Consider the following 23,472-nt stretch of genomic DNA (forward strand, 5'->3'; position numbering starts at 1 on the left):
CGGTCAGCATCCACCCATCCCTCCACCGAACCGCTCCGAGGTACCCGGCATGACGCATCACCAGCCCCTCACCATCGACTTCTTCACGCACCAGGGCCTGCCTGCCCCACGGCTGACAACCGAAGAGGCCCGCCGGACCGCCGCCGAGCACTTCGGGCTCGCGGTCCGCGCCGAGGCGCTGGGCAGTCAGCAGGACGCCAACTTCCTGCTGACCCACGACGACGGATCGCCCGTGGCCGTCCTCAAAATCGCCAACCCGGCGTTCACCGCGACCGAGATCGACGCGCAGGACACCGCCGCAGACCTGATCGCCGACGCATATCCCGGTCTGCGTGTCGCGACCGTTGTGCGCGATGTCGATGGTGTCCGCAGGACTGCCACCGTCCCAATCGACAACGGTCCGGTCACCGCCCGCCTGCTGCGGTATCTGCGCGGTGGGACGCTCTCCGGCTCACGTCACCTGACGCCCCGGACGGTCGCGGCCATGGGTCGTATCGTCGGCCAGGTCAGCACGACCCTGCGGTCCTTCCGTCATCCGGGCCTGGAGCGGGTCCTGCAGTGGGATCCCCGCCACGCCGACCGCGTGGTCACGCGACTTTCGGACCACGTCGTCGAGGCGGAGCGCAGATCCGCCGTGCTGGCCGCGACCACGGAGGCCTGGGCCGTTCTCCTGGGGGTCGCCGACCGGCTACCGCGCCAGGCCGTGCATCTGGACCTGACCGACGACAATCTCGTCATCTCGCCCGAAAGCCCCGTGCCACTGCCCGACGGGATCATCGACTTCGGCGACCTGACGGACAGTTGGGCGGTGTGCGAGCTCGCCGTGACACTGTCCTCGATCCTCCACCACGACGGCATGGAACCGCACCACGTCCTGCCCGCCGTCCGCGCGTTCCACGAGATCAGGCCGCTGTCCGGGGACGAGGCGACGGCTCTGTGGCCCCTGGTGGTGCTCCGGGCGGCCACCTTGGTGGTCAGCGGACGGCACCAGGCCGCCGTCGACGGCGACAACGCCTACGTGAACGCCGCGCTCGAGCGCGAGTGGCGCATCTTCGAGCAGGCCCGCGCCGTGCCGACTGCGGTGATGACCGAACTGATCGTCGAGACATTCGGCCTGACCCGCCAACGGGCCACCGCCGCGGTGCCCGCGGTGCCCGTGCTGGCCGGACCGGACCCCGCAGGCATCGCTGTGCTGGACCTGGCCGTCGGGTCCGACACCATGGACCACGGCACCTGGCTGGAGGACGCAGCCGTGGACCGTCTCGCTGCCGGCCTGCTCACCGCCGGCGCCACCACCGTCAACACCCGCTACGGTCAGGCGCAGCTCACCGCTGCCCCCGCTCTGTCCACCACCTCGCCCGCCACCATCGCCACAGGCGTCGACCTGTGGCTCGACGGGCCCGCCGTCCTGCAGGCGCCGGGCGACGGCGAGATACTGGCGGCGGTGCCCGGCCGCGCGGCCGTCACCTTCGGGCCCCACGTGCTGCATCTGTCCTTCCCCGACGCCGCCCACCCGATCCCGCCCACTGGCAGACCCGTGCACGCAGGCGACCAACTGGTCGCCCTGCCCGCTGGCGCTCGCGTCCACGTCTCGCTCCGGCGGCCCGAGGCACCCACGATCCCGGCACTGGTGCGGCCCGAGTACGCCGTCGGCTGGCTCGCGCTCACCGCCGATCCCGCCCCGCTGCTCGGGCTGCCCGCTGTCGGCGGTGCCACCCCGGAGGACGACCTGCTCGCCCGGCGCGACGCGGCATTCGCCCCGGTCCAAGAGCACTACTACGAGAACCCGCCCCGCATCGAACGCGGTTGGCGCCACCACATGGTGTCCGCCGAGGGCCGCTCCTATCTGGACATGGTCAACAACGTCACCCCGCTCGGCCACGCCCATCCCCGCGTCGAGCAGGCGATCTCGCGGCAGCTGCGCAGGCTCAACACCAACTCCCGGTTCCACTACGCCGCCGTCGTGCAGTTCACCGAACGCCTCGCCGCTCTGCTGCCGGCCCCCCTGGACACCGTCTTCCTGGTCAACTCCGGCTCCGAGGCCGTCGACCTGGCGATCCGGCTCGCGATCGGCGCCACCGGCCAGCACGACGTCGTCGCCCTGCGCGAGGCTTACCACGGCTGGACCTATGCGTCCGACGCCGTGTCCACCTCTCTCCAGGACAACCCCAACGCACTGGCCACCCGCCCGAGCTGGGTCCACACGGTTGACTCACCCAACTCCTACCGGGGGCGTTGGCGCGGCGAACAGGCCGACAACTACGCCCTTGAAGCCGTCCAGGTGATCGATGAGCTGGCCGCCTCCGGCCGCCCGGCGGGCGCCTTCCTCAGCGAGTCGTACTACGGCAACGCCGGCGGCGTCGCTCTGCCCGACGGCTACCTCCAGCAGGTGTACGCGGCGGTGCGTCGGCACGGCGGTCTGGCCATCGCCGACGAGATCCAGGTCGGCTACGGCCGCCTGGGCACCTGGTTCTGGGGCTTCGAGCAGCAGCAGGCCGTCCCTGACATCGTCTGTGTCGCCAAGGCCATGGGCAACGGCCATCCACTGGGCGCCGTCATCACCACCCGGGCCGTCGCCGACCGCTACCGCGACCAGGGCTACTTCTTCTCCTCCACCGGCGGCAGCCCCGTCTCCAGCGTCGCCGGCCTCACCGTCCTGGACACCCTGCGCGACGAGGACCTGCAAGGCAACGCCGTGCGCACCGGCGCCCACCTCAAGGCAAAGCTTCAGGCCCTCGCCGAGCACCATCCCATCATCGGCGCCGTGCACGGCTCCGGCCTCTACCTCGGCCTCGAACTGGTGCGCGACCGCCACACTCTGGAGCCCGCCACCGAGGAGACGGCCGAACTCTGCGAGCGCATGCTCGACCTCGGCGTCATCGTCCAGCCCACCGGCGACCACCTCAACATCCTCAAGATCAAGCCACCGCTGTGCATCGACCCCGCCGGCGCCGACTTCTTCGCCGACACCTTCGACCGCGCCCTCACCGAACTCGGCCACCGCGGCACGGGCGGGCACACCCGCTGAACGACAAGGAGCATCGACGCTTTTGCGAGTTCGCCGACGCCTGCCGGCGAGACCGCTACATCGGCCTGTGCTTCGGGCCGCCCGGTGTCGGCAAGACCCTCTCAGCGCGGCAGTACGCCCAATGGGACGAACTGGAGGTGATGCTCCTGGCCTGGCGGGCGAACTTCACCGCCGGCCGCGACCGGGCCGACCTGCACACTCTGACTCTTCAGGTGACAAGCTCTCGCCAAGGAACGGCGCATCAGCTCGGCGGGGATGGCAGCGTGCTATCGGTTGTTTGCTACCGAACCCCGGGGCGTGAGCGCCTCGCGGTCACCCGGGTCGCTGTGGGCGCGGAGCAGGGCTTTGGGGAACATGCTCGCGGCGACGGTGACCGGGCCGATCGCCGGAACGGCGGCCAGGACGTGCAGGGAGAGAAGCAGTTTCGTCACGGTCAGTCCTCCGTGGCCGCTCGGACGGTGCGGCGCTGGCCGGTGACCTTCGAGGCCGCAAGGCGTCCGGCCTTGGCGGTACCGGTCAGGGAGTCGCCGGTGACCGTCACGGCAAAGGCCAGGTTCAGCCGCATGGGCTTGGTGATGGCCTGCTTCCAGGTGAGCCGGTCGCCGTCGAGGGCGACGTCGCTGAGCGGGACTTCCTCTCCCGCCCCGCGGGCGGCTCCGGTCAGGACACCGTCCTGGTGGAGGAGTTCGACCACAGCCTTGATCTTGCCGATGGGGGTGGAGATGGACAGGTCCCAGGTGCCTTCGACGGACATGCTGTTGTTCTTCCTAGTGGTGCGGTGCGAGCAGAGGCGCGGGGCAAGGCGCGTGGTCAGACGCCGGCGGGCGCCGGGCCCCGATTGCACCAGACGGTGCCGCGGCGCTCGTGGGCGAACAGCTCTTCGACGGCGTGAGCAATCTGGGGGCCCACCTCGCGCTCCAGCAGGTACAGGCCGAGGTCGAGTCCGGAGGTGACGCCGGCGCCGGTGACGAGGTCGCCGTCGTCGACGACGCGGGCGCTCACCGCGTGGACGCCGGTGGCATCGAGCATGTCCAGGCCCATGTGGTGGGTGGTGGCATGGCGACCCTCCAGCAGGCCGGCCATGGCCAGGACGAGCGAGCCGCCGCACACCGCGCCGACCGTCACCTGCGGATTCTCCATCGCCGCCGTCAACATCGTGGGCAGCTCGGTGGTCAGAGTGCGGCCCAGCAACACGGGGATGAATTCGTCCTGCTGCCACGCCCCGGCGCCCGCGTCATGGTCAGGGACTTCGCCGGGCTCACCGACGCGGCCCGAGGCGCCGGGAACCAGAATCAGGCCCGCACGCCCGGGGTCGAGCGCGGCAGTGGCACGCAGAACCAGTCCCCCGGTGCCGCTGACCACCTCGCGCGGCCCTTCGGCGGAGACCAGTTCCACGCTCACCGCACCGCCGGAGGCGGTGCCGCCGGCGTACAGCACCTCGTAGGGGGCGATGACATCGAGGGGATCGAAGCCATCGAACAGGACGATCTGGGCGTGCATGGAGGGTTCCTTCGGGTGCGGCAGGTCCGGTCTGCGCCGGGGTCGCTCCCGACGCTAACTGGCTGGCGACCCCGCTCCCAGCGGCATTAGTGACACTCTCCAACGGAATATCGCCATGGCTTCGTGGAGAGGCTCTGAGCTGGTCAAAGCAGAGATCTCAGGGTGCTGAGAACCACGTAGGCCACCCTGCGCGCGAGTATTTTCTAGCCATGCATACCGTCGCCGTCCTCGCGCTGGACCGGGTGATCCCGTTCGACCTGTCCACCCCGATCGAGGTCTTCACCCGCACCCGCCTCCCGGACGGCCGCCCCGGCTACCGGATCCGCGTGTGCGCGGAGAACCCGGAGATCGACGCGGGTGCCTTCACCCTGCGCGCGCCTTGGGGGCTGGAGGGGCTCAAAGGCGCGGACACGATCATCGTGGCCGGTACCGCCGCCCCTGGGGCCCCGCTCGCTCCCGCCGTCCGCCACGCGCTGCGAGCAGCCGCCGAGGACGGCACCCGCATCGCCTCCATCTGTTCGGGCACCTTCACCCTGGCCGCCACCGGGCTCCTCGACGGCCTGCGGGCCACCACCCACTGGATCGCGGCCGGCCTCCTGGCCACCGCCCACCCGGACATCGAGGTCGACCCGGACGTCCTGTACGTCGACAACGGCCAGATCCTCACCTCGGCCGGCGCCGCCGCTGGCCTGGACCTGTGCCTGCACATGATCCGGCGCGACTACGGCTCGGCCGTCGCCGCCGACGCCGCCCGGCTGTCCGTCATGCCCCTGGAACGCGAGGGCGGACAAGCACAGTTCATCGTCCACAACTACGCGCCCACCCCGCAGGGCTCTGCCCTAGAACCCCTGCTCACCTGGCTGCAGGACAACCTGGGCTCCGACCTCACCCTCGCCGACATCGCCGCCCACGCCGGAACCAGCACCCGGACCCTGATACGCCGCTTCCGCGAACAGACCGGCACCACCCCGCTCCAATGGCTCCACCGCGCCCGCATCCGCCAGGCCCAACATCTCCTGGAGACCACACGCCAATCCGTCGAACGCATCGGCGCTCAGGTCGGCTTCGGCTCACCCACCGCCTTCCGCGACCGCTTCAAGCGCACCACCGGCGTCAGTCCCCACACCTACCGCCGCGCCTTCAGCTGACATCCTGCGCATCAGCCCACCCGACATGCTGAACGAGGCTGCCCGTGTCGAGTCGCTGGACATGTTGTCCCCGTTCCGGACCCGCCACGCCACACGCGCGGCCGTCGTCCCGCTCAACAGTCTCCTCCAGACGAATCCACGAGTGCCCCGCGTCTCCCTGGCCGGCTTCTCCTACGGCGGCTACATGTCGCTGGTGCAGGCGGCACGCACGGCCATCTCCGGCACTTATCTGTACGAGAGCGCGCAGCCCGCGATGGTCCCGCTGACCGACGAGAGCCGGGCGAAAGTCTCCCGCCCGGCCGGCCCTTGATCCGTTGAGCAGGTGCCCCGGCAGGACGTTGTGCAATCCCACAGCGCCGAACAACAGCATCCCGATCACGTGGGCAGACCGGCGCATCGTATCCTCCAATGAACGTTTCCGATCCGGCAAGCGTGCAGGGGGCGCCGATGTCAGTGCTTCCATGGAGCCGTCGCACTGCGGCCACCACGAAGGTTCCGCCCGCGCCGGTGATCGGAGCGGCGGTGTGGCTGTGGCCGGGCGGTGCTCTGTACGCGGGGCCGTCGCTACGGCTCGGGCCGCACTCCGGCGCGGTGTCGTGCCTTGCCGTGGGTGTGGACGCGCCCTTCGTCGTCCAACGTGCGCCCGCTGGCGCATTGCCGGCGCGGACCGCTCTCATCGCGCCACGGGTGCGAAACCACATCACCGCGGGTGGCGACCGTATGGTGTTCCTCTATCTCGAACCGGGTTCGGCCTCGGACGCGGCGTGCCGCGTCAGGTTCACCGCAGGCGACCGGGATGTCCTGGTCCGGCATGAGGCCGAGGCCGCCATCCTGACTCAAGCGGCGCGACTTTCCGTGCACAGCCCCACGGAGCAGATCACCACGTGGATCGCCGAAGCGACCGGCTACGACGCGACGTCGTTCACCGACCCGCGGGTCGGCGTCGCCATCCGGCGCCTGCTCGGTGCCGACCAGCCGTTGCCGGCCGTCTTTCTGGCCGAAGAGCTGGGGCTGTCGGAGTCCCGCTTCCTGCGGCTGTTCAGGGACAATACCGGCACCTCCTATCGGCGGTTCCGCTTGTGGGCGCAAATGCACCGAGCCGCCCGGGCACTGGCCGCAGGGCACAACCTCACCCGGGCCGCGGCAGACGGCTACTTCGCCAGTCCGTCCCATTTCAGCACCGCATTCCATGCCATGTTCGGTCTTACCCCGAGCGCCTTGCTCTCCCGTGGCCTGACGATCCGGTGTCTGGATCCCGGACCGACAGACGCACCAAGGAAGAGCGGCTGACCGGCACCGACACGTCCAGATCAATCGCCTCCAGGCACCGTCTACCAGCCGCCGGTGGCCAGCAGCGCGCCGCCGCCAACGATCTCCACCCAGAAGTACAGCCAAGACGGATAGAACGCCGAAGGCCGCTCGACCGCCCGCGCCACCAGCCGTCCGAAGGCCATTCCCCAAAGGGACACGGCGATGGCGGTGACGACGCCCCGCCGGATCCCGCCCGCATCGGCCGCCGCCACCATCAGCAACCCGGCGACGGCCACACCGTAACCTCCATACACGGCGCGGATCTCGGTCCGCGCCTCGACCGAGTCGGCGATGATCCGGAAAGGCCTGATCAGTGCGGCGGGTGCGACGAGACCGTACACGCCCATTCCGAGGAAGAAGGCCGCCACCACAGCAATCACGGCAGCCGTCATAGGAGTCCTCCCTGAGTGTGGCAACAGTGTGTTCAGAACGAGGATGGCGCGGGACGTCGCACGCGGCTTTCACGAACCTGCCATGACGGCCCTCCACTCGGTTCGTGCGATGTCCGGCCGCGACCGCGCGCTCGCCAAGCGCGATAAGCCCCGGCGTGTCCCGAGGTGGTCGGCGGCGATTTCGAGTGGCGGCGCGCCGTTTCCACAAGAGGTCCAGGCCGTGACGGATGGTGATGTCCGAGAAGGTGAGAGGGCCCGCATGCCGGCGCTCTCACCTTCACGCCCGGCGGTTAGGAGGTGGTGATCGTGGCCGCCGCGGCTTCGCCTGATCTGATGGCGCCCTCGATGTAGCCGTACCAGCGGGGGGCGGTCTCGGCCCCGGCCCAGTGGATGCGGCCTGCCGGGGGACGCAGTGCGTGGCCGTACTGGGTCCAGGCGCCGGGTGGGAAGACGGCGGAGTAGGCGCCGCGGGTGAACGGCTCGGCGCCCCAGTCCTGCTCGGCATAGGTGGCCGGGGATGCGGCCCGCGGGCCGAACAGCTCGGCCAGCTGGGCGAGGACCGCCGCCCGGCGCTCGTGTGCCGGTCGGGCGGTCATGAACCGTGCCTCGGCTCCCTCAACGAAGCCGAGCAGGATGCCCGGCTCGCCCGGACGCGGGCTGCTGTCGAAGACCGCGCTGAGCGGCCCGCGCAGGCTGGTGGCCTGGCCGCTGAGCCCGGCCGAGCGCCAGAACGGCTCCGGATAGACGGCCATGCACTTGATCACGGTGCCCATGGGCAGCCGCTGGGTGAGCCCGTCGCGGGCTGCCGGCAGGGGCGGCTGGTAGGTGATGCGGCCGGACAGCGTGGGCGGGATCGCCACCACGACGTGCGCCGCCCGCCAGGTCCTATCCCCCGCGGCGACGTGTACGCCGTGCTCGTCCTGGACGATGCGGTCGACCGGGGTGCCGAGGTGGAGGTGGACGCGGTCACCGAGCCGGCGCGCCAGACGCACGGCCAGCTCGTGCGTCCCGCCGTCGAGGCGGTCCTGCTGCGCGCCGCCCTCGACGGCGATCACCTGCTGGAGGGTGCCCGCCGAGCGGGCGTAGAACAGCGCGTGCAGCAGGGACAGCTCGCTCGGCTGACAGGACCACACCGCCTGGCAGGCCATGGTGAACAGCCGCCGCCCGGCCCGGGTCCACGTGGTGCGGCGGATCCAGGTTTCGAGCGTCTGACCGTCCAGGGCGACCGCGCCGGGGCTTTGCCAGGGCGCGTCGGTGTCGATCCTTCGGGCGAGCCGTTCGAACCTGGCCTGGGCCTGGGCGGCGTCCAGCAAGGCGAGCGGACTCAGCCGCGGGATGGTACCCCGGTAGCGCCGTACTCGCCCGGCGGCGGTCTCCACCAAATGGTCTCCCTCGCCGTACGTCGGGAAGACGCTTACGCCGAGGTCGGCGGCGAGCGCGTACGCCCGGTCTTGCCCAGGACCGAGGAACTGCCCGCCCAGCTCGATGGTCTGGCCGTCGATCTCGACGCTGTAGGTGCGCCCGCCGACTCGGTCACGGGCTTCCAGTATCACGACGTCCAGACCGTGGCGGTGCAGGTCACGGGCGCAGGTCAGGCCCGCCAATCCAGCGCCAACAACGATCACGTCAGCCGAGGAGGCGGAAAGAGCGGAGGGGTGGTCGGACATGTGCTTTCTCCGGTGGGTCGGGTCGTGCCCCGGACCACGCTCCGCCACCCGGCCGGGTGTGGACGCGTCCGTGGCACGACGGACACGCCAGCGCACCCACCGACCACCACGGCGCTGACCTGTATGAGATCAATCAACCCGGCCGATCTTACCCACGTCGGTCGCCGCTCGGCCCAACGATCAACATGCCCGGTGTGAAACCCTTGCGAAACCGTCCGTAGCATGGGCGCTGCCCAACCCCGAGCACTCGATCACCTCGATCGCCCGCCTGCTGGGGGACAGCCCGGCACGCTCTCCAACCACATCCCGGACCTGAACGAGTTGCGCCTCGGCCGGGCGTCGGCGCTGGAAACGGGCGGGCGGTGATCCGCACCCCGCCCAGGTCGGCGCCGCCCAGGTCGGCGCCCGCCTACCGGGGCAGCTGGGACCGTTCAGGCGGCGCGCCCGGACGCGATGGCGTTCCGGGCGCGTCCTGCCTATTGATCAGCGGCGAGAAGCTCGAATCGTGATCCCTTCGACAATGGTGTGGATCATTGTCTTCCAGCTGGGTGTCACCCACGATCTGGCCGCGAACCCGGCGGCCGCCTCGACGACGGCTTGAACGACCGCGAGCACGGCTGCCACGATGAGGCCCACATTGATCCAGCGCGCCACGTCCGACGGCCACCCGGCCGCGTCCACGAAGGCGGGGTTGAGCAACCGGTCGTCAGCCGCTACCCAGATCAGCACGGTGGTGCTCGCGATGCTGAGCAGCACGGCGGTGATGGCGACGGGGACGCTCCAGTTGACGTAGCTCTTGGCGACGGTGACGCCGAGCCCGGCGATCGCAAGGCCAAGGAACACGTACACCACGCCGGTCTGCCACAGCCAGGGCGAGAGTATGCCGATGGGATTGCCGTTGGCGTCGGTCTGGGTGCTCACGACCGGCGAGAGCATCACGAACGTGGCCAGTAGGACCACTGCCACGACCTCGGCGATCACCGTGCCGTGGCGGGCGCGACGGCTGGGCGGCTGCGGGAGCGCGTCGGGGGTCCACTGCCGAGCCGGCACCGCTCGCAGGCTTGAGGTGCGTTCGATTGATCCGAGCCGCAACTTATTTCAAATAATACCGTATCGAATGAAAAGATACCGGGTAAAATGCTCTCATGACCGCCGACGTTCCTCAGAGAGCCACCGCTTCGCGTGCGACCGACCGCCCCGGCGATACCTCGCCTTTCGCTCTCGGATTGCTGCTGCGTCAGGCGCACTGGCGCGCGGCCACGGTGATGACAGAGGCGCTCCGGCCGCTCGGCATCGAGTTGCGGCATTTTGCCGTGCTAATCGTGCTGGTCGACCGCGGGCCCACGGTGCAGCGGGACCTGGCGGCGGCGACGGGGTCGGACAAGGCGGGAATCATGCGGGTCGTGGACGACCTGGAGCGTAGAGGGTTGGCCGTACGCAAGACCGTTCCGGGAGACCGGCGGGTGCGGGCAGTGGAGATCACGCCCCAGGGCGTCGAGCTTTTCGATGCAGCCCACGTGGCAGCGGAGCCGCTGGCTGAGCGTTTGGTTGCGGAACTGGAGCCTGGCGAGCGTGAGCAGCTGAGGGATCTGTTGACCCGGTTCGCCTATCCCTCAGGCGGTGAGGCGTAAGCGTGCCCGCGGTGAGCCCAAACGCCGCAATACAAGATCAACAACGTTGCGGCTCGGGCGCGGCCTACGTGGCGTCAAGCCTTGGTGAGGTGGCGGTAGATGGTGGGGCGGGTGACGCCGAACTCGTCGGCGATCTGCTGGACGGTGTAGTCGCCGTAGTCGCCGGAGTCGTACATCTCCCGCGCGAGCCGGACCTGGCGGGGGCCGAGTGCCATCCACCAAAGCCGATGTGCGTCAGACCTCGGCGTGCGCGGACGGCGATTCGTGCGTGTGGAAGGTGCGCCGGTAGGCCATCGGCGAGACGCCGATCGCCGCGTGCAGGTGGTGGCGGAGCGAGGCCGTCGTACCAAAGCCGGTCTGGTGGGCGATGAGGTCGACGGCCAGGTCGCTCGCCTCCAGCAGATGACGAGCCCGGTCCACGCGCTGCCGGATCAGCCACTGCCCCGGCGGCATGCCGACCTCCTCGCGGAAGCGGCGGATGAACGTGCGTACGCTCATCCGCGCGTGCGCGGCCAACTCCGACAGCGGCAGCGGCTCGTGCAGGCGTTCTAGGGCCCAGGCGCGGGTGTGCGCGGTGCCGGCCGTCGACGGTGCCGGCACGGGCCGTTCGATGTACTGGGCCTGGCCGCCCTCGCGCCACGGCGGGACAACACAGCCGCGAGCCACCTGGTTCGTCACCTCGCTGCCGTGGTCGCGGCGGACGATGTGCAGGCACAGGTCCACCCCGGCCGCCGCGCCCGCCGAGGTCAGCACATCGCCGTCGTCGACGAACAGCACGTCCGGATCCACCCGTACGCGGGGGAAAAGCCGCTGGAAGTGCTCGGCGTGGTGCCAGTGCGTGGTCGCCGGACGGCCGTCGAGCAGACCCATCGCCGCCAGTACGTACGATCCGACGCAGATCGACACCATGCGGGTGCGCGGCCGCACGGTCGCGAGCGCAGCGTCGAGCGGCTCCGGCAGCCGTCCCAACTCGTGGATCATCCCGGCACTGTAGGCGGCGGGGATGACCACGGTGTCCGCCGTGGCGAGGGCCTCCGCTCCATGCTCGACGGCGACGCTGAAGTCCGCCGTGGTCCGTACGGGGCGGCCGTCGACGGTGCAGGTGATGACTTCGTACAGCGGTTCGCCGTTCGAGCCCTCGGCGATGCCGAAGACCCGGGACGGGATGCTCAGCTCGAACGGAATCACGCCGTCGAGGGCGAGTACGACGACGCGATGCATGGCGTGATCCTTACGCACAATGGCAATCATGCCACTTCTTCCGAGTCCGTCCATCGCGGAGGCTGATCACGGGCGCCGCAGTCGGCGGCACACTTATTCCGGCTTTTACGGAGGGTTCTCCCATGAGCGAAGACACGACGACGACGGCACGGATGCGCGCGATCATTCAGGAGTCCGCGGGCGGCCCAGAGGTGCTGACCCTGGCCGAGGTGGACCGTCCTGAGCCGATGCCGACGGAGGTCCTGGTACGGGTGCACGCGGCCGGCGTCAACCCCACGGACTGGAAGTCACGGACGCACGGCAGGCTGCTGGGCGACCCTCCCGCCATCCTCGGCTGGGACGTGTCCGGGGTGGTCGAGGCCGTGGGACTCGGGGTCACCCGCTTCCAGCCGGGTGACGAGGTCTTCGGCATGCCGCGCTTCCCGCACAAGGCGGGCGGCTACGCGGAGTACGTGACCGCCCCGTCGCGGCACTTCACCCGTAAGCCGGTCGGCCTCGACCACGTGCACGCCGCGGCGCTGCCGCTGGCGGCGCTCACCGCGTGGCAGGTCCTGTACGACACCGCGAACGTGCAGCCGGGCCAGCGCGTGTTGATCCACGCCGCGGCCGGCGGGGTCGGCCATCTGGCCGTGCAGCTCGCCAAGCATCTCGGCGCGTACGTGATCGGTACCGCTCGTACGCCCAAGCACGCCTTCGTACGTGCACTGGGCGCCGACGAGGTGATCGACTACACCGAGGAGGACTTCGCCGAGACAGTCCGCGACGTCGACCTGGTCATCGACAGCATCGGTGGCGACTACGGGGGGCGTTCCCTGCGGACGCTGCGGGACGGTGGCACCCTTGCCCAGCTCGCTTCGGAGCCTGACGAGGACCTCCTTCGGCAGGCCGGGGAGCGCGGCATCTGGGCAGGCTCCGTCCTCGTCGAGCCGGACAACGCCGCGATGGCGACGATCGCCGAGCTGGTCGAGGCGGGGCGGCTGCGCGTCGAGGTCGACACCGTCCTGCCGTTCGAGCAGGCGGCCAAGGCTCACGAGCTCGGCGAGACCGGCCGTACCACCGGAAAGATCGTACTCACCGTCGCCGGATGACCGGCTGCGGCATGCCGCCCCCGACGACGGCGACGTTCGTGGTCGGTTCCTGCACGAGTCATCTTCCTCACGATGTACGGGGCCCATCTGCGCACTAGATGGTATTGATTGATACCATATCGAATGATATCGTAGTGAATGTAACGGAAGTAGATGCAGGGAGCATATGGGGAGGTGGCGATCGTGGACGTCTACGAGGCGGTCACGAGCCGACGGGCGGTGCGCGAATTCACCGACGAGCCCGTCCCGATGGAGGTGCTGGAGCGCGTGCTGTCCGCCGCGGCTTGGTCGCCGTCCGCCTCGAACCTCCAGCCGTGGCGCATCTACGTGCTGACCGGCGGGCCGCTTGCCGAGCTCAAGAAACGCGCGCTCGAGCGCGTGACCGCAGGCGACCCCTGGGACGAGCGGGAGTACGAGATGTACCCGCCCGACCTGAAGTCCCCGTACCGCGAGCGCCGATCCGCCTTCGGCAAGGAGCGCTACGGCGCACTCGGTATATCGCGCGATGACTGGGAGGCGCGCCAGAGGGCCGCTGCCGCGAACTGGGACTGTTTCGGCGCGCCGGCCGCCCTGTTCTGCTACATCGACCGCGACATGGGCCCGCCCCAATGGGCCGACGTCGGCATGTATCTGCAGACCGTCATGCTGCTGCTCCGCGCCGAAGGGCTGCACAGTTGCCCGCAGATGGCGTGGTCGGTGTATCGCAAGACCGTCGCGGAGATCCTGCACCCCCCGGACGGGCTCATCCTCTTCTGCGGCATGTCGATCGGCTTCGAGGACGTCACGGTGCGTTACGCCCGTACGGGCCGTGCGCCGCTCGAGGAGACGGTCACGTTCGTCGGGTTCAGTCCTGCAAGCGCATGCGGCGAGACTGGGACGTCTCCCGCCTGGCGTGGCCGTCGTCGAGGGTGCCGGTCACGCCGTCGATTGGTCGAGCACTGCGCGGAAGCAGATCGACCGCACGCTGCTGCGGTCGATCCACGCCTACAAGAAGATCGCGGACGAGCGCATCCGCTCCAAGGGGCTGGACTGGACAGTGCTGGACAGTGGTCTACCCACCAAGCCGATGCAGGGTCCCGCCAAGGGCACATACAGCGCGGGGGCCGGCTGCCGATGAGAGGCAATCCGGCGATCAGCCGAGCGGACGGCGGTCCCGTTTTCTCACAGGCACCACTTCACATCATGAGGAGAGACATGACCAACCAGTTCCGCCTCGGCGGCGACCTGACGATCGCCCGGCTCGGCTTCGGCGCCATGCGCCTGCCCGCGGGCGGCCCGGGTGCACCCGCCCGCGACCCCGAGTCCGGCCGCGCCGTCCTGCGCCGCGCCGTTGAGCTCGGCGTCGACCACATCGACACCGCCGACTTCTATCGCAGCGAGGACGGCTCGGTGCGCGCCAACACCCTCATCCGCGAGGCCCTGTCCCCGTACCCGGACACGCTGGTCATCGCCACCAAGGTCGGCCCGGTCTTCGGCCCCGGTGGTCCCCGCCAGGGCACTGCCGCCGATCTCCGGCCCCAGGTCGAAGCCAACCTCGAAAGCCTGGGCCTGGATCGCCTCGACCTGGTCTACCTGCGCATCGGCTTGACGGAACCCCCGCACGGCGAGTCGCTCGCCGAACGCTTCGAGGCGCTCGCCGCGCTGCGCGAGGAGGGCCTGATCCGCCATCTGGGCATCAGCAACGTCAACGCCGGCCATCTAGCCGAGGCCCGCACGATCGCTCCTGTCGCGGCCGTCCAGAACAACTTCCACATCGCCAATCGTGACGAGACGGCCGTCCTGGACGCCTGCACGCAGGCCGGCATCGCTTTCGTCCCCTTCTTCCCTCTCGGTGGCGGCAGGGCCGACATCGACGACCCCGGCCTGGTCAAGGTCGCCGAACGGCACGGCGCCACCGCCCGCCAGATCGCGCTGGCCTGGCTGCTGGCACTGGACCCGGTCGCCCTGGCCATCCCGGGCACCGGTTCCGTGGCTCACCTGGAGGAGAACCTGATCGCCCGGTCGATCACCCTCACTGAGGAGGACCTCGCCAACCTCGCCTGATCGCAAAGTGGGGCCCCATCCATGCGGAGCGATCATGGCGACGACTTAAACGAACAAGTTGGCCGACGGAGTCACAGATTTGGTGGCCCCCCGGGGGTGCAGGAGCTGCTCACATGACCGAGTTCCCCCTTCTTGTCCTGGTGCTTGGTCCGGTCCTGCTCGCCGAAGCTCTGCTCGCCCGCTACGAGGTGATGGCCTACACCGCGGGCTGGCGGGCTCCTACCACCGAGCTCCCCCAGGACATGCCCCACGCCCGGGGTGCGGACCCCGATCGGGATCCTGCTGTTCCTGCACAACGTCATGCAGATCTTCGTCGCCGCCGACCACCGGTACCGTCCCCTGTACAACTGCGCCGTGGGCACCCAGATCGCCGGCCAGCTCCGCCTGGCCGGTTACCAGCCCGACAGCGGCATCCCCGTGGTGCTGCTCAGCCACAGCGGCGGCGCCCAAGTCGCCACCGGCGCAGTCGAAGAGCTGCACACCCAGCTGCGTGCCCCGCTCCTCCTGATCACTATCGGCGGGTTCCACAACGGCGCCAACGATCTCACCCACGCCCATCACCTCTACCAGCTCACCAGTGCTAGCGACTGGATTGAGCGGATCAGCACCTGGATCTTCCCTCAGCGTTGGCGGGCTTTCCGCCGCAGTGGATGGAACCGGGCCGTCCGCGCCGGAAAGATCATCGTGCATGGGCCTGACCCGGCCACCCACATGGGGCGGCGCAGCTACATCAGCCCAGACACGCAGCTCTCCGATGGCCGAAGCCACCTCGACTGCACCGCCGACACCTCGCTGCTCAGGCTTGGGGCCTGTGCTGCGGATCTGGACTGGACGCCGCCGTGAGCTTCGCGAGATCGGGGGCGTAGACAGTCATCCAGTACGGATGCAGCCGGTAGTAGACCACGTCGTTGTCCCAGTCGAAGAAGTCGTCGCCGTAGAAGTCCTTGAAGTACGCGAGCAGGCCCGGCCAGTCTGCGGCCGGCTCGCCGTCCCAGGGGTTGAGGATCTCCACCTTGCCGTGCGTGAACACGCCCAGGTCCTCACCACGCATGTGCGCGGCGCTGACGGCGGGCCGGACGGCGAGATGGCGGGCCTTGGCGGCGCCGCGCGCCGTGCCGAAATGCCACTTTCCGTGCAGGAAGTGCCCGTCCACGCCGCTGATCCGCGGCTCGCCCTTCGCCGTCACGGTGGATAGGGCGAGGGTGCACATGCCGGTGAGGACCTGGGTGAGCTGCTCTGCGGTCAGGGTGCGCTCGCTGTTGATGATCGAGCGGAGGTGCGAGGTTGAGCGGGAGAGGGAGGCGTCGAGGAGGGTCTGGAGCTCTTCGAGCTCTTCTGGCGTTTCGTGCATGGAGGTCCTTATCTATCCGTAGGCCCGGTCCACGTCCGCCATCGACGCAGACCGGTGAAACCATGCTCGACCCAAAACCCGACACCTGGTGTCGTATTTCTTCACCCGGCTTGCGGACCGTACCGGGCGCCTACCCAGCCGGGCGCCACACACGGCGACGACGTCTTCGCGTACTCCTCGTGTGCCGCCGCGGGGTTGCTCCAAGGCCGTGGCCGTGGCCGTGGCCGCGGTCAGGTCGCCGTCGATGGCGGTGACGGCACCTCTTCCTCAGTAGAGGTTCTTTCGCAAGACTCGGCTGCCGAGCACCGCATCCACCAACCGCGCCGGAATCTTCACGCCGCTCTGGCGGCGCAGAGTTGCCGGCGGCCGGCACCGCGTTCCTGTCGGACCACGAGGCGGTGTCCCACAGCGCCGAGGCCCAGGCCATGCTGTTCCTGCAAGGCCACGGCGTGATCTCGCCGCACGACTGCCGGTGGTCCGTTAGCCAGGATGCGTGCCGGGAGCGACGGTCAGCTCGAAGAGGTCAGGCCTGTGGTGCCGGACCTGGGCACCCAGCGGCCCGGCGACCTCCTCGGCCAGCACCTGAGAGATCCGCTTGCCGGTCGCACGACGCACGATTTCACCGAGAATGAACCCGAACGTGACAGCGTGGTAGCCCACCTTCTCCCCCGGTGTCCACCACGGCTCCGCCTCGGCGATCAGCTGGCACATCGCCTCCCAGTCACAGAACCGCTCCAGGGTCATGTCCGCCGGCACCCCCGGCACCCCAGCCGAATGCGTCAGCACGTGCCACCGTCGCGTTTTCCTTGCCGTGCGCGCCGAACTCCGGCCACACCTCCACCACCCGCGTGTCGTAGTCGAACACTCCCCGCTCCACCAACACGTGCACGACGGTCGCGGTGACCCCCTTAACCGTCGACGCGGAATAGAACAGCGTGTCCGATGTCACCGGCCGGTCTGTCTCCGGGTCGGCCATCCCGGCCACCGCGTCCACCACCAACTCACCGCGCCGGTACACCGCAGCCTGCACACCGTTCTCAGACCCGGACTCCACCAGCCCTTCGATGAGTACCTGGATCTGCTTCTGAAGATCGCTCATGTCGTTCCCTCCCGGAGACGTCACGGCACCAGCTGAGGGCGCCTCTCGCTGGAGAGTCGGAGCCGGCGGCGCGATTTTGACATGCCGCGGTCCTGGCCGCCGCATGTCAAGAACCCGTCGCCGGCTCCGACGTTGTTGTGACCACGCCCGCAAGGGCGGCACCACAGTATGGGGAGCTACCGTGCACGAGCAGGATGTCGCAGGCACGCACCCGCGAGCGGGGCGGCGTGAGTGGATCGGGCTGGCTGTGCTGGCCCTGCCGGCGCTGCTGGTCGCGTTGGACATCGGCGTGCTGTTCCTGGCGCTGCCTCATCTGAGCGCAGATCTGCGGGCCACCGGAGCCGAGCAGTTGTGGATCATGGACAGCTACGGCTTCCTGCTCGCCGGTTTCCTGATCACCATGGGTTCGCTGGGTGATCGGGTCGGGCGGCGCAGGCTGCTGCTGATCGGCGCGGCCGCGTTCGGCGCGGCCTCCGTGCTGGCCGCCTACGCCTCGAGCCCGCAGATGTTGATCGTGGCGCGCGGCATGCTCGGGATCGCCGGTGCCACCCTTGGCCCGTCGACGCTTGCCTTGATCAGCAACATGTTCGCCGACGCCCGGCAGCGCGGGCTGGCCTTCTCGGTGTGGGCGGCCTGCCAGTTCGGCGGGGGCGCGCTGGGCCCTGTCATCGGCGGGGTGATGCTGAACCACTTCTGGTGGGGCTCGGCGTTCCTGCTCGGCGTGCCGGTGATGGTGCTGCTGCTGGTGGTCGGCCCCGTGCTGCTGCCCGAGTATCGCGTCCCTGGTGCCGGCCGGATCGATCTGTTCAGCGTGGCGCTGTCCCTGCTGGCCGTGCTGCCGGTGGTCTACGGCATCAAGGAGCTCGCCGCCGGCGACAACTCCTCCCCCGCGCCGGCGATCGTCGCGATCGTGGCTGGTGTGATCATGGGCGCGCTGTTCGTGCTCCGGCAGCGGCGGCTGGAACACCCGCTGGTGGACCTTCGCCTATTCGTCAAGACCTCGTTCCGTGTGATGCTCACGGCGATGGCGCTCGGCTCCGGTGCGCTGGCTGGCATCAGCCTGCTGACCAGCCAATACGTGCAGAGCGTCGTAGGTCTTTCGCCTGCGGAGGCCGGGTTGTGGCAGGCGCCGACCGGCGTCGGTATCGCGGCGGGCGTGCTGCTGGCTCCGAAGCTGGTCACGGTGGTCAGGCCGACCACGGCGATCGTGTTCGGCTTGAGCTTGTCGGCCGTGGGCATGCTGCTGCTGACCCAGCTCGGCAGCAGCGGCGGGTTGGTCTTCGTGGTGGTCTGCGTCGCGCTGGTCGCGTTCGGCATCGGCCCGATGTTCGCGCTGGGCACCGGCCTGGTGGTCAGCTCCGCCCCGCCGGAGAGGGCCGGATCCGCCGCGTCGCTGTCGGAGACCAGCAATGTGCTCGGCTCGACGCTGGGCCTTGCCATCCTCGGCACCGTCGGCACCGCGATCTACCGCAACCAGCTCGTGGACTCCGCGCCGGCCGGCGTTCCCGCGGCCGTGGTCGGCGCCGCCAGGGAGACCATGGGCGGGGTCGCGGCGGCCGTGGGACAGCTCCCGGCTGGGCCGGCGAGCGAACTGTTCGCCACCGCCCGGGAGTCCTTCACCAGCGGGCTCAACGTGGTTGCCGCGGTCGGCGCCGTGGTGATCATCGGCGTCGCCTTCGCCGTACGGGTCGCGCTGCGTCAGAAGGCAGCTCAGGCCGAGGAGGTCACCGCCGATGCCGGTTGATTTCGGCTGGCGCGGGACGTCGAGGCTGGGGCTGCCGTTCCGACCTTTCCCTGAGACGCCCGCTGGGGCGCAGCGATCATGAGGAGCCAGAGATGAAGTACCTGCTGATGATCCACGTGAACCCCGCCGCCTTGGAAGCGCTGTCCGAGGAGGAGCGCAACGCCATGTTCGCCGCGCACGACTCGCTTACCGCACTGACCAAGGAGTCCGGCGAGCTGGTCGGCTTCGCCGCGCTGGCCGACCCGGCCAACACCACAACGGTCCGGGTACGCGACGGAGTCCCCGCGGTCACTGACGGGCCGTACATTGAGGCCAAGGTCTTCCTTGCCGGGTACTACGTCGTCGACTGCGAGACCACCGAGCGGGCCGCCGCGCTTGCCGGCATGATCCCGGACGCCCGCTACACCGCGGTTGAGGTGCGGCCAGTGATGCACGCCGGCGGCACGGAGATGTGAGCATGAACGCCCGCGCCGAGGACCTGCTGCGCACACTTGCGCCGCGGGTCCTCGGGGTGCTGATCCGCCGGCACGGCCAGTTCGACGCGTGCGAGGACGCGGTTCAGGAGGCGCTGCTCGCGGCCGCCACCCAATGGCCGCTCGACGGGCTGCAGGGTAGCCCGGAGGCCTGGCTGCACACCGTCGCGACCCGCCGGCTGACCGACCGGTGGCGCAGCGACGCGGCGCGGGAGCGGCGGGAAGCCACCGTGGCCGCCATGGCCCGGACCGACGAGGGGATGACCGCCGGCCCCGGCGACCAGCAGCCAGGCGCTGAGGATGACACGCTCACCCTGCTGTTCCTGTGCTGCCATCCCGCGCTGACCCCGGCCTCCCAGGTCGCACTGACGCTGCGCGCGGTCGGCGGCCTGACCACCGCGCAGATCGCCAGGGCCTTCCTCGTTCCCGAGGCAACCATGGCGCCCAGGATCAGCCGGGCCAAGCAGAAGATCAAGGCCGCGGGCGCGTCGTTTCGGATGCCACCGGACGCCGAGTTCGCCGACCGGCTGCGGGTGGTCCTGCAGGTGCTGTACCTGATCTTCAACGAGGGCCATACAGCCAGCTCCGGTCCCGACCTGTACCGGGCCGACCTGACCGGTGAAGCCGTCCGGCTCACCCGAGAGGTGCACCGGCTGCTGCCCGAGGACGGCGAGGTCGCCGGGCTGCTCGCGACCATGCTGCTCACCGACGCCCACCGCGCCGCCCGCACCCGCTCGGACGGGACGCTGATCCCGATCCCCGAGCAGGACCGCCGGCAGTGGGACCGCGCCGCCATCGCCGAAGGCGTCGCCCTGATCAGCGACACCCTGACCAGGAAACCGCTCGGCCCGTACCAGCTGCAGGCCGCCATCGCCGCGGTCCACTCCGAGGCGACCAGCGCGGAGGACACCGACTGGCCGCAGATTCTCGGCCTCTACGAGTTGCTCGAACACTTCTCGCCCAACCCCATGGTCACCCTCAACCGGGCCATCGCGGTGGCCATGGTCGCAGGCCCGCGGGCCGGCCTGGACCTAGTGGACACCCTGGGCTCCGACGGCCACATGTCCACCCATCACCGGCTGGACGCCGTCCGGGCGCACCTGCTGGAGATGGCCGGTGACCACGCCGCCGCCCTGGCGCATTACCGACGGGCCGCGCGGCGCACGACCAGCATTCCCGAGCAGCGCTACCTGGAGGCTCGCGCCGCCCGCCTGGCCGCCTGGGCCGGGTAGAGCATCCGGTTGGCCGGAACAGGCCAGGTCGAGGAGATACTGATCGCGGTCCCCGCAACGTCGAAGTATCCGGAGCAGCCTCTGACTGTTCCCCGGCAACCGGCCGGCGCAGCACATTCACTCCACCCACCTGATGAGCTTGGGGAACACCTTAAGATGATCACTGGTCTCGCCCCGATGTTCCTCGATGCGCCGCGCTGGGGCGCCGAACCGGACCGGCTCCTGCAGGACCTGGAAGACCTCGGGCTGGCCAACGAGTTCGATGAGGATGATAAAGAGTCCTCGCCGGAGGGGAGTTCGTTGTCGGCCAGCACCACGTGATCGACGGCGGCGCCACCGCCTGAGCGTCTTACAGCAGGTCGCGGACGACCCGGGTGCCGGCGAGGCGGTCGCGCAGGGTGCGAGCGGCCGGGTCGGGCACCCCCGCGATTGGGGTTGAGGCTCTGAAGGCTGGGGTTGGGTGTGGGGGTTGACCACGAGGTGGAGGCGGCGCCAATCAGACGATCCTGAACATCGTCTACCAACGAGCTGGGCGATGAACCACGCACGTGGTCAGCTGGACAGGGGCTTCAGCTCATCGATGACCAGTTTGACCACCAGATCGTCCAGGGCCAGCACGGCGTACTCCGAGACGTGGTGCTCGGTCTTGTCGCCCGGCGAGACGCCGTCGGCGCCGTAGGTGAGGAAGGTGAAGCGTCCCATGGTGAGCTGGGCGAGTTGGCGGTAGATGTACTCGCCCTGGGCGTCGAGGCCCGATGAAGCGATCGGCTCGATCTTGATGCCGCGTTCGGCCGCCCGGCGAGCCTCGGTCAGATAGTCCGGCCCGTCGTAGTCGAGGTGCGGCGGGGCGTCGGCGATGAGGAAGACCAGTTTGACGGCGTCCTCGTGCCAGGCCGGCTTGGCCAGCGCCTCGGCGAGCGCTGCGTTCAGGTCCTCGGGGGTGTCACCGCCGCCTTCGGCCCGCACCTCGGCGAGCTGCTCACGGAACGTTTCCACGTCGGCGGTGAAGTCGGTGGTCCTGGTGACGTATTCGTCGCCCTTGTCGCGGTAGAGCGTCATGCCGAGCTTCAGTTCGGGCTCGGCCGGCAGCTTGGCGATGCGTGACGCGACCGAGTCGACGCTGGCGGTCAGGCGGCCGATCTCGTCACCCATCGAGCCGGTGGTGTCGATGAGGAACAGCACCTGCAGTTTGGCTCGGCCTTCCAGCCTGGTGAGGGGCAGCTTGACCTTGGGCGCGTCGCCGGTGGCCGCGGCGGTGGCTCCGCCGTAGGAGACGGTGATCCGGCCGTCACCGAAGATCAGCGCGCGTCCGTCGGCGTAGGTGCGCGCCGTCTGATCTCCAGCTTGCACGGTGGCGCCGGACAGCGGCCGGCCGTCCCGGTCCGTCACTGTCACGATCCTGCGCCTGCTGACATCGGCGCCTCGCACCTGCTGGTCGTCAGCGGCGAACTTCTTCTGGTAGTCCAGGTAAGCGGCGAAGGCGGCGTTGTCGTCGACGCTGCCCGCCCGTAAACCCGGCTGCCCCTGGGCTTCGGATTTCACAGCGGGCGCACTGGCGTCGCTCGTACCCCCTCCGCCGCAGGCGGTCAGGAGCAGGGCGGACAACGGCAAGGCGGCGAGGAGTACACGGTGACGTGTCATGACCTTTTCGACGGAAGGATCGGTGAGGGCGTTCAACCCCGGATCACACAGTGACCGTGCCGTGCCCGACATGTGATCTGCGGCCCCTGCGCCACAAGAGGCGAAGCACTGGTGGCCCACTGATGTGTATTCATCCCTGGTGTGCCGGGTGAACTCCGGTTCAGTCGACCAGGTCCAGCATCCTGGCGGGGTTCGTGCTGGCCCGGGCGTCGGCTGGGCTGACCGACAGCACCATCCGCAACGACGCCAACCATCTGGAGCTGATTCGGGACTGGTTCGGCCGGCCCCTGTGGGAGATGCAGCCCGAAGATGGCGATCGCTATTTCGGCAAGGTGTAACGGGATGCCAAGCCCTCCACCCGCACCGGACGGGCAGCCGCTCTGACGGTGTTCTTCCGGTTTCTCGAGCTCAGGCACAAGATTGAGCTGCACAATCTCACCGGCCGCGTGGTCGAATGCCCGCTCGATGAGGTCAACTGACCGCGGCTGTCGGTGGATCCTCAGCTACGCATCCCGCCCACCGTCGAGGAGATCGAGCAGCTGTTCGTCGGGTGGCGCGAAGAGCTGCTGAGCTGCCGCAAGTTCGCCCCGGCCGCCCGCAACTACGCTGTGGCCCGGCTGGTCGCCGATGTCGGATTACGGATCGACGAGGCCCGCATGCTGGACCTGGAGGACGTGCGCTGGGAGCTGGGCCGGTTCGGCAAGCTGAACGTGTCTTCGCCTCACCCCTGGGCTCGACAAAGGTCACAGACCATGACCACCGTCTATCGTTGGCCGGCTGGGCGGTGGGTGGGAAGTTCCTTCGGAGTCGGCCCGCCCCGCAGCAGAAGATCCCACATGCCGGTCAGGTTATCCGGTGCCACCAGCACCGGGGTCGGCCAGCGTGACCATCGTCTCGAGCAGC

At 69.5% G+C, this 23,472-nt stretch carries 25 protein-coding genes and 1 pseudogene; 15 read left to right on the forward strand and 11 right to left on the reverse strand.

The features are described 5' to 3' along the window. Nucleotides 1–49 precede the first annotated feature (49 nt). Nucleotides 50–3,028 carry an aminotransferase gene (locus EJK15_RS41585; RefSeq protein WP_138715972.1) on the forward strand — a complete coding sequence of 993 codons (2,979 nt, stop codon included), beginning with the start codon at nt 50–52 and terminating at the stop codon, nt 3,026–3,028. A 266-nt stretch (nt 3,029–3,294) separates the two neighbouring features. Here EJK15_RS41585 and EJK15_RS71290 read toward each other — a convergent pair whose 3' ends face one another. The 3 genes from EJK15_RS71290 to EJK15_RS41600 are packed head-to-tail and all read right to left on the reverse strand — an operon-like array spanning nt 3,295 to nt 4,528. Continuing rightward, nucleotides 3,295–3,459 carry a hypothetical protein gene (locus EJK15_RS71290; protein ID WP_171074833.1) on the reverse strand — a complete coding sequence of 55 codons (165 nt, stop codon included), beginning with the start codon at nt 3,457–3,459 and terminating at the stop codon, nt 3,295–3,297. Between the two features lie 2 nt (nt 3,460–3,461). After that, nucleotides 3,462–3,782 (reverse strand): hypothetical protein, encoded by a 321-nt coding sequence (locus tag EJK15_RS41595; protein WP_138715973.1) that lies wholly within the window; start codon nt 3,780–3,782, stop codon nt 3,462–3,464. Between the two features lie 56 nt (nt 3,783–3,838). Beyond that, entirely contained in the window at nt 3,839–4,528 is a 690-nt protein-coding gene (locus EJK15_RS41600; RefSeq protein WP_138715974.1) for a DJ-1/PfpI family protein, read from the reverse strand. Between the two features lie 209 nt (nt 4,529–4,737). On the opposite strand from EJK15_RS41600, the gene EJK15_RS41605 reads away from it, so the two are divergent. The 3 genes from EJK15_RS41605 (at nt 4,738) to EJK15_RS41615 (ending at nt 6,966) form a co-directional block, all read left to right on the forward strand. Then, a complete protein-coding gene (locus EJK15_RS41605; protein WP_138715975.1) occupies nt 4,738–5,676 on the forward strand; it encodes a GlxA family transcriptional regulator in 939 nt (312 codons plus the stop codon). Nucleotides 5,677–5,701: 25 nt separating this feature from the next. Further along, nucleotides 5,702–5,986, forward strand: coding sequence for a hypothetical protein (locus tag EJK15_RS41610; protein ID WP_138715976.1), 285 nt, complete (start codon nt 5,702–5,704; stop codon nt 5,984–5,986). 98 nt (nt 5,987–6,084) lie between these two features. After that, the gene (locus tag EJK15_RS41615) at nt 6,085–6,966 is read left to right on the forward strand and encodes a helix-turn-helix domain-containing protein (RefSeq protein ID WP_206061423.1); all 882 of its coding nucleotides are present in this window, start codon (nt 6,085–6,087) and stop codon (nt 6,964–6,966) included. Between the two features lie 41 nt (nt 6,967–7,007). On the opposite strand, the gene EJK15_RS41620 is transcribed toward EJK15_RS41615, so the two are convergent. After that, the gene (locus EJK15_RS41620) at nt 7,008–7,379 is read right to left on the reverse strand and encodes a DUF4345 family protein (protein WP_138715977.1); all 372 of its coding nucleotides are present in this window, start codon (nt 7,377–7,379) and stop codon (nt 7,008–7,010) included. A gap of 290 nt (nt 7,380–7,669) precedes the next feature. After that, on the reverse strand, nt 7,670–9,046 hold the full coding sequence (locus tag EJK15_RS41625) for a flavin monoamine oxidase family protein (protein WP_138715978.1): 1,377 nt from the start codon (nt 9,044–9,046) through the stop codon (nt 7,670–7,672). Between the two features lie 222 nt (nt 9,047–9,268). On the opposite strand from EJK15_RS41625, the gene EJK15_RS71295 reads away from it, so the two are divergent. Further along, nucleotides 9,269–9,412: a hypothetical protein gene (locus EJK15_RS71295; RefSeq protein WP_171074834.1), complete on the forward strand. Its 144-nt coding sequence runs from the start codon at nt 9,269–9,271 to the stop codon at nt 9,410–9,412. Nucleotides 9,413–9,529: 117 nt separating this feature from the next. On the opposite strand, the gene EJK15_RS41630 is transcribed toward EJK15_RS71295, so the two are convergent. Beyond that, entirely contained in the window at nt 9,530–10,096 is a 567-nt protein-coding gene (locus EJK15_RS41630; protein ID WP_138715979.1) for a hypothetical protein, read from the reverse strand. 95 nt (nt 10,097–10,191) lie between these two features. On the opposite strand from EJK15_RS41630, the gene EJK15_RS41635 reads away from it, so the two are divergent. Then, the gene (locus tag EJK15_RS41635; protein ID WP_138715980.1) at nt 10,192–10,677 is read left to right on the forward strand and encodes a MarR family winged helix-turn-helix transcriptional regulator; all 486 of its coding nucleotides are present in this window, start codon (nt 10,192–10,194) and stop codon (nt 10,675–10,677) included. 74 nt (nt 10,678–10,751) lie between these two features. Here the strand turns inward: EJK15_RS41635 and EJK15_RS41640 are convergent, their stop codons facing one another. Both EJK15_RS41640 and EJK15_RS41645 read right to left on the reverse strand, forming a co-directional pair. Further along, on the reverse strand, nt 10,752–10,892 hold the full coding sequence (locus tag EJK15_RS41640; protein ID WP_206061424.1) for a helix-turn-helix domain-containing protein: 141 nt from the start codon (nt 10,890–10,892) through the stop codon (nt 10,752–10,754). A gap of 19 nt (nt 10,893–10,911) precedes the next feature. After that, nucleotides 10,912–11,898, reverse strand: coding sequence for a GlxA family transcriptional regulator (locus EJK15_RS41645; RefSeq protein WP_138715981.1), 987 nt, complete (start codon nt 11,896–11,898; stop codon nt 10,912–10,914). Between the two features lie 122 nt (nt 11,899–12,020). Between EJK15_RS41645 and EJK15_RS41650 the strand changes: the two genes are divergently transcribed. The 3 genes from EJK15_RS41650 to EJK15_RS41665 all read left to right on the forward strand — a co-directional run bounded on the left by EJK15_RS41650 (nt 12,021) and on the right by EJK15_RS41665 (nt 15,872). After that, a complete protein-coding gene (locus tag EJK15_RS41650) occupies nt 12,021–12,986 on the forward strand; it encodes an NADP-dependent oxidoreductase (protein WP_138715982.1) in 966 nt (321 codons plus the stop codon). A 183-nt stretch (nt 12,987–13,169) separates the two neighbouring features. Continuing rightward, nucleotides 13,170–15,029: an aldo/keto reductase gene (locus tag EJK15_RS77240; RefSeq protein ID WP_206061425.1), complete on the forward strand. Its 1,860-nt coding sequence runs from the start codon at nt 13,170–13,172 to the stop codon at nt 15,027–15,029. A gap of 258 nt (nt 15,030–15,287) precedes the next feature. Further along, nucleotides 15,288–15,872 (forward strand): hypothetical protein, encoded by a 585-nt coding sequence (locus EJK15_RS41665; RefSeq protein WP_206061426.1) that lies wholly within the window; start codon nt 15,288–15,290, stop codon nt 15,870–15,872. On the opposite strand, the gene EJK15_RS41670 is transcribed toward EJK15_RS41665, so the two are convergent. Both EJK15_RS41670 and EJK15_RS75175 read right to left on the reverse strand, forming a co-directional pair. Beyond that, nucleotides 15,826–16,380, reverse strand: a complete 555-nt coding sequence (locus EJK15_RS41670; protein WP_138715983.1) for a pyridoxamine 5'-phosphate oxidase family protein — start codon at nt 16,378–16,380, stop codon at nt 15,826–15,828. The genes EJK15_RS41665 and EJK15_RS41670 overlap by 47 nt on opposite strands. A gap of 480 nt (nt 16,381–16,860) precedes the next feature. After that, nucleotides 16,861–17,764 (reverse strand): annotated as a pseudogene (locus EJK15_RS75175) (serine hydrolase domain-containing protein). Here EJK15_RS75175 and EJK15_RS41680 point away from each other — a divergent pair. The 4 genes from EJK15_RS41680 to EJK15_RS71300 all read left to right on the forward strand — a co-directional run bounded on the left by EJK15_RS41680 (nt 17,661) and on the right by EJK15_RS71300 (nt 21,249). Next, on the forward strand, nt 17,661–19,223 hold the full coding sequence (locus tag EJK15_RS41680) for an MFS transporter (protein ID WP_240777553.1): 1,563 nt from the start codon (nt 17,661–17,663) through the stop codon (nt 19,221–19,223). The pseudogene EJK15_RS75175 and the gene EJK15_RS41680 sit on opposite strands and share 104 nt — an antisense overlap. Before the next feature lie 92 nt (nt 19,224–19,315). Further along, nucleotides 19,316–19,678: a YciI family protein gene (locus tag EJK15_RS41685; RefSeq protein WP_138715985.1), complete on the forward strand. Its 363-nt coding sequence runs from the start codon at nt 19,316–19,318 to the stop codon at nt 19,676–19,678. Nucleotides 19,679–19,680: 2 nt separating this feature from the next. Then, on the forward strand, nt 19,681–20,928 hold the full coding sequence (locus tag EJK15_RS41690) for an RNA polymerase sigma factor (protein WP_138715986.1): 1,248 nt from the start codon (nt 19,681–19,683) through the stop codon (nt 20,926–20,928). A gap of 156 nt (nt 20,929–21,084) precedes the next feature. Continuing rightward, nucleotides 21,085–21,249 (forward strand): hypothetical protein, encoded by a 165-nt coding sequence (locus EJK15_RS71300; RefSeq protein WP_171074835.1) that lies wholly within the window; start codon nt 21,085–21,087, stop codon nt 21,247–21,249. A 231-nt stretch (nt 21,250–21,480) separates the two neighbouring features. Here the strand turns inward: EJK15_RS71300 and EJK15_RS41695 are convergent, their stop codons facing one another. Next, a complete protein-coding gene (locus tag EJK15_RS41695; protein WP_171074836.1) occupies nt 21,481–22,470 on the reverse strand; it encodes a vWA domain-containing protein in 990 nt (329 codons plus the stop codon). 293 nt (nt 22,471–22,763) lie between these two features. On the opposite strand from EJK15_RS41695, the gene EJK15_RS73245 reads away from it, so the two are divergent. Together EJK15_RS73245 and EJK15_RS73250 are read left to right on the forward strand one after the other, a co-directional pair. Next, nucleotides 22,764–22,907 carry a hypothetical protein gene (locus EJK15_RS73245; RefSeq protein WP_206061429.1) on the forward strand — a complete coding sequence of 48 codons (144 nt, stop codon included), beginning with the start codon at nt 22,764–22,766 and terminating at the stop codon, nt 22,905–22,907. 153 nt (nt 22,908–23,060) lie between these two features. Next, nucleotides 23,061–23,472, forward strand: a 412-nt coding sequence (locus tag EJK15_RS73250; RefSeq protein WP_206061430.1) for a site-specific integrase, incomplete at its 3' end; no start/stop codon positions are given.

Origin of the sequence: Nonomuraea basaltis (genome assembly GCF_005893125.1) — a bacterium.
Lineage (GTDB): Bacteria > Actinomycetota > Actinomycetes > Streptosporangiales > Streptosporangiaceae > Nonomuraea > Nonomuraea basaltis.

Coding starts and splice junctions, on each gene's coding strand:
- EJK15_RS71300 (WP_171074835.1), top strand. CDS start 21,085: ATGATCACTGGTCTCGCCCCGATGTTCCTCGATGCGCCGCGCTGGGGC.
- EJK15_RS41620 (WP_138715977.1), bottom strand. CDS start 7,379: ATGACGGCTGCCGTGATTGCTGTGGTGGCGGCCTTCTTCCTCGGAATG.
- EJK15_RS41645 (WP_138715981.1), bottom strand. CDS start 11,898: ATGCATCGCGTCGTCGTACTCGCCCTCGACGGCGTGATTCCGTTCGAG.
- EJK15_RS41685 (WP_138715985.1), top strand. CDS start 19,316: ATGAAGTACCTGCTGATGATCCACGTGAACCCCGCCGCCTTGGAAGCG.
- EJK15_RS41635 (WP_138715980.1), top strand. CDS start 10,192: ATGACCGCCGACGTTCCTCAGAGAGCCACCGCTTCGCGTGCGACCGAC.
- EJK15_RS41615 (WP_206061423.1), top strand. CDS start 6,085: ATGAACGTTTCCGATCCGGCAAGCGTGCAGGGGGCGCCGATGTCAGTG.
- EJK15_RS41605 (WP_138715975.1), top strand. CDS start 4,738: ATGCATACCGTCGCCGTCCTCGCGCTGGACCGGGTGATCCCGTTCGAC.
- EJK15_RS41585 (WP_138715972.1), top strand. CDS start 50: ATGACGCATCACCAGCCCCTCACCATCGACTTCTTCACGCACCAGGGC.
- EJK15_RS71295 (WP_171074834.1), top strand. CDS start 9,269: ATGGGCGCTGCCCAACCCCGAGCACTCGATCACCTCGATCGCCCGCCT.
- EJK15_RS41690 (WP_138715986.1), top strand. CDS start 19,681: ATGAACGCCCGCGCCGAGGACCTGCTGCGCACACTTGCGCCGCGGGTC.
- EJK15_RS41640 (WP_206061424.1), bottom strand. CDS start 10,892: ATGGCACTCGGCCCCCGCCAGGTCCGGCTCGCGCGGGAGATGTACGAC.
- EJK15_RS41625 (WP_138715978.1), bottom strand. CDS start 9,046: ATGTCCGACCACCCCTCCGCTCTTTCCGCCTCCTCGGCTGACGTGATC.
- EJK15_RS41650 (WP_138715982.1), top strand. CDS start 12,021: ATGAGCGAAGACACGACGACGACGGCACGGATGCGCGCGATCATTCAG.
- EJK15_RS41670 (WP_138715983.1), bottom strand. CDS start 16,380: ATGCACGAAACGCCAGAAGAGCTCGAAGAGCTCCAGACCCTCCTCGAC.
- EJK15_RS41595 (WP_138715973.1), bottom strand. CDS start 3,782: ATGTCCGTCGAAGGCACCTGGGACCTGTCCATCTCCACCCCCATCGGC.
- EJK15_RS41610 (WP_138715976.1), top strand. CDS start 5,702: ATGCTGAACGAGGCTGCCCGTGTCGAGTCGCTGGACATGTTGTCCCCG.
- EJK15_RS41600 (WP_138715974.1), bottom strand. CDS start 4,528: ATGCACGCCCAGATCGTCCTGTTCGATGGCTTCGATCCCCTCGATGTC.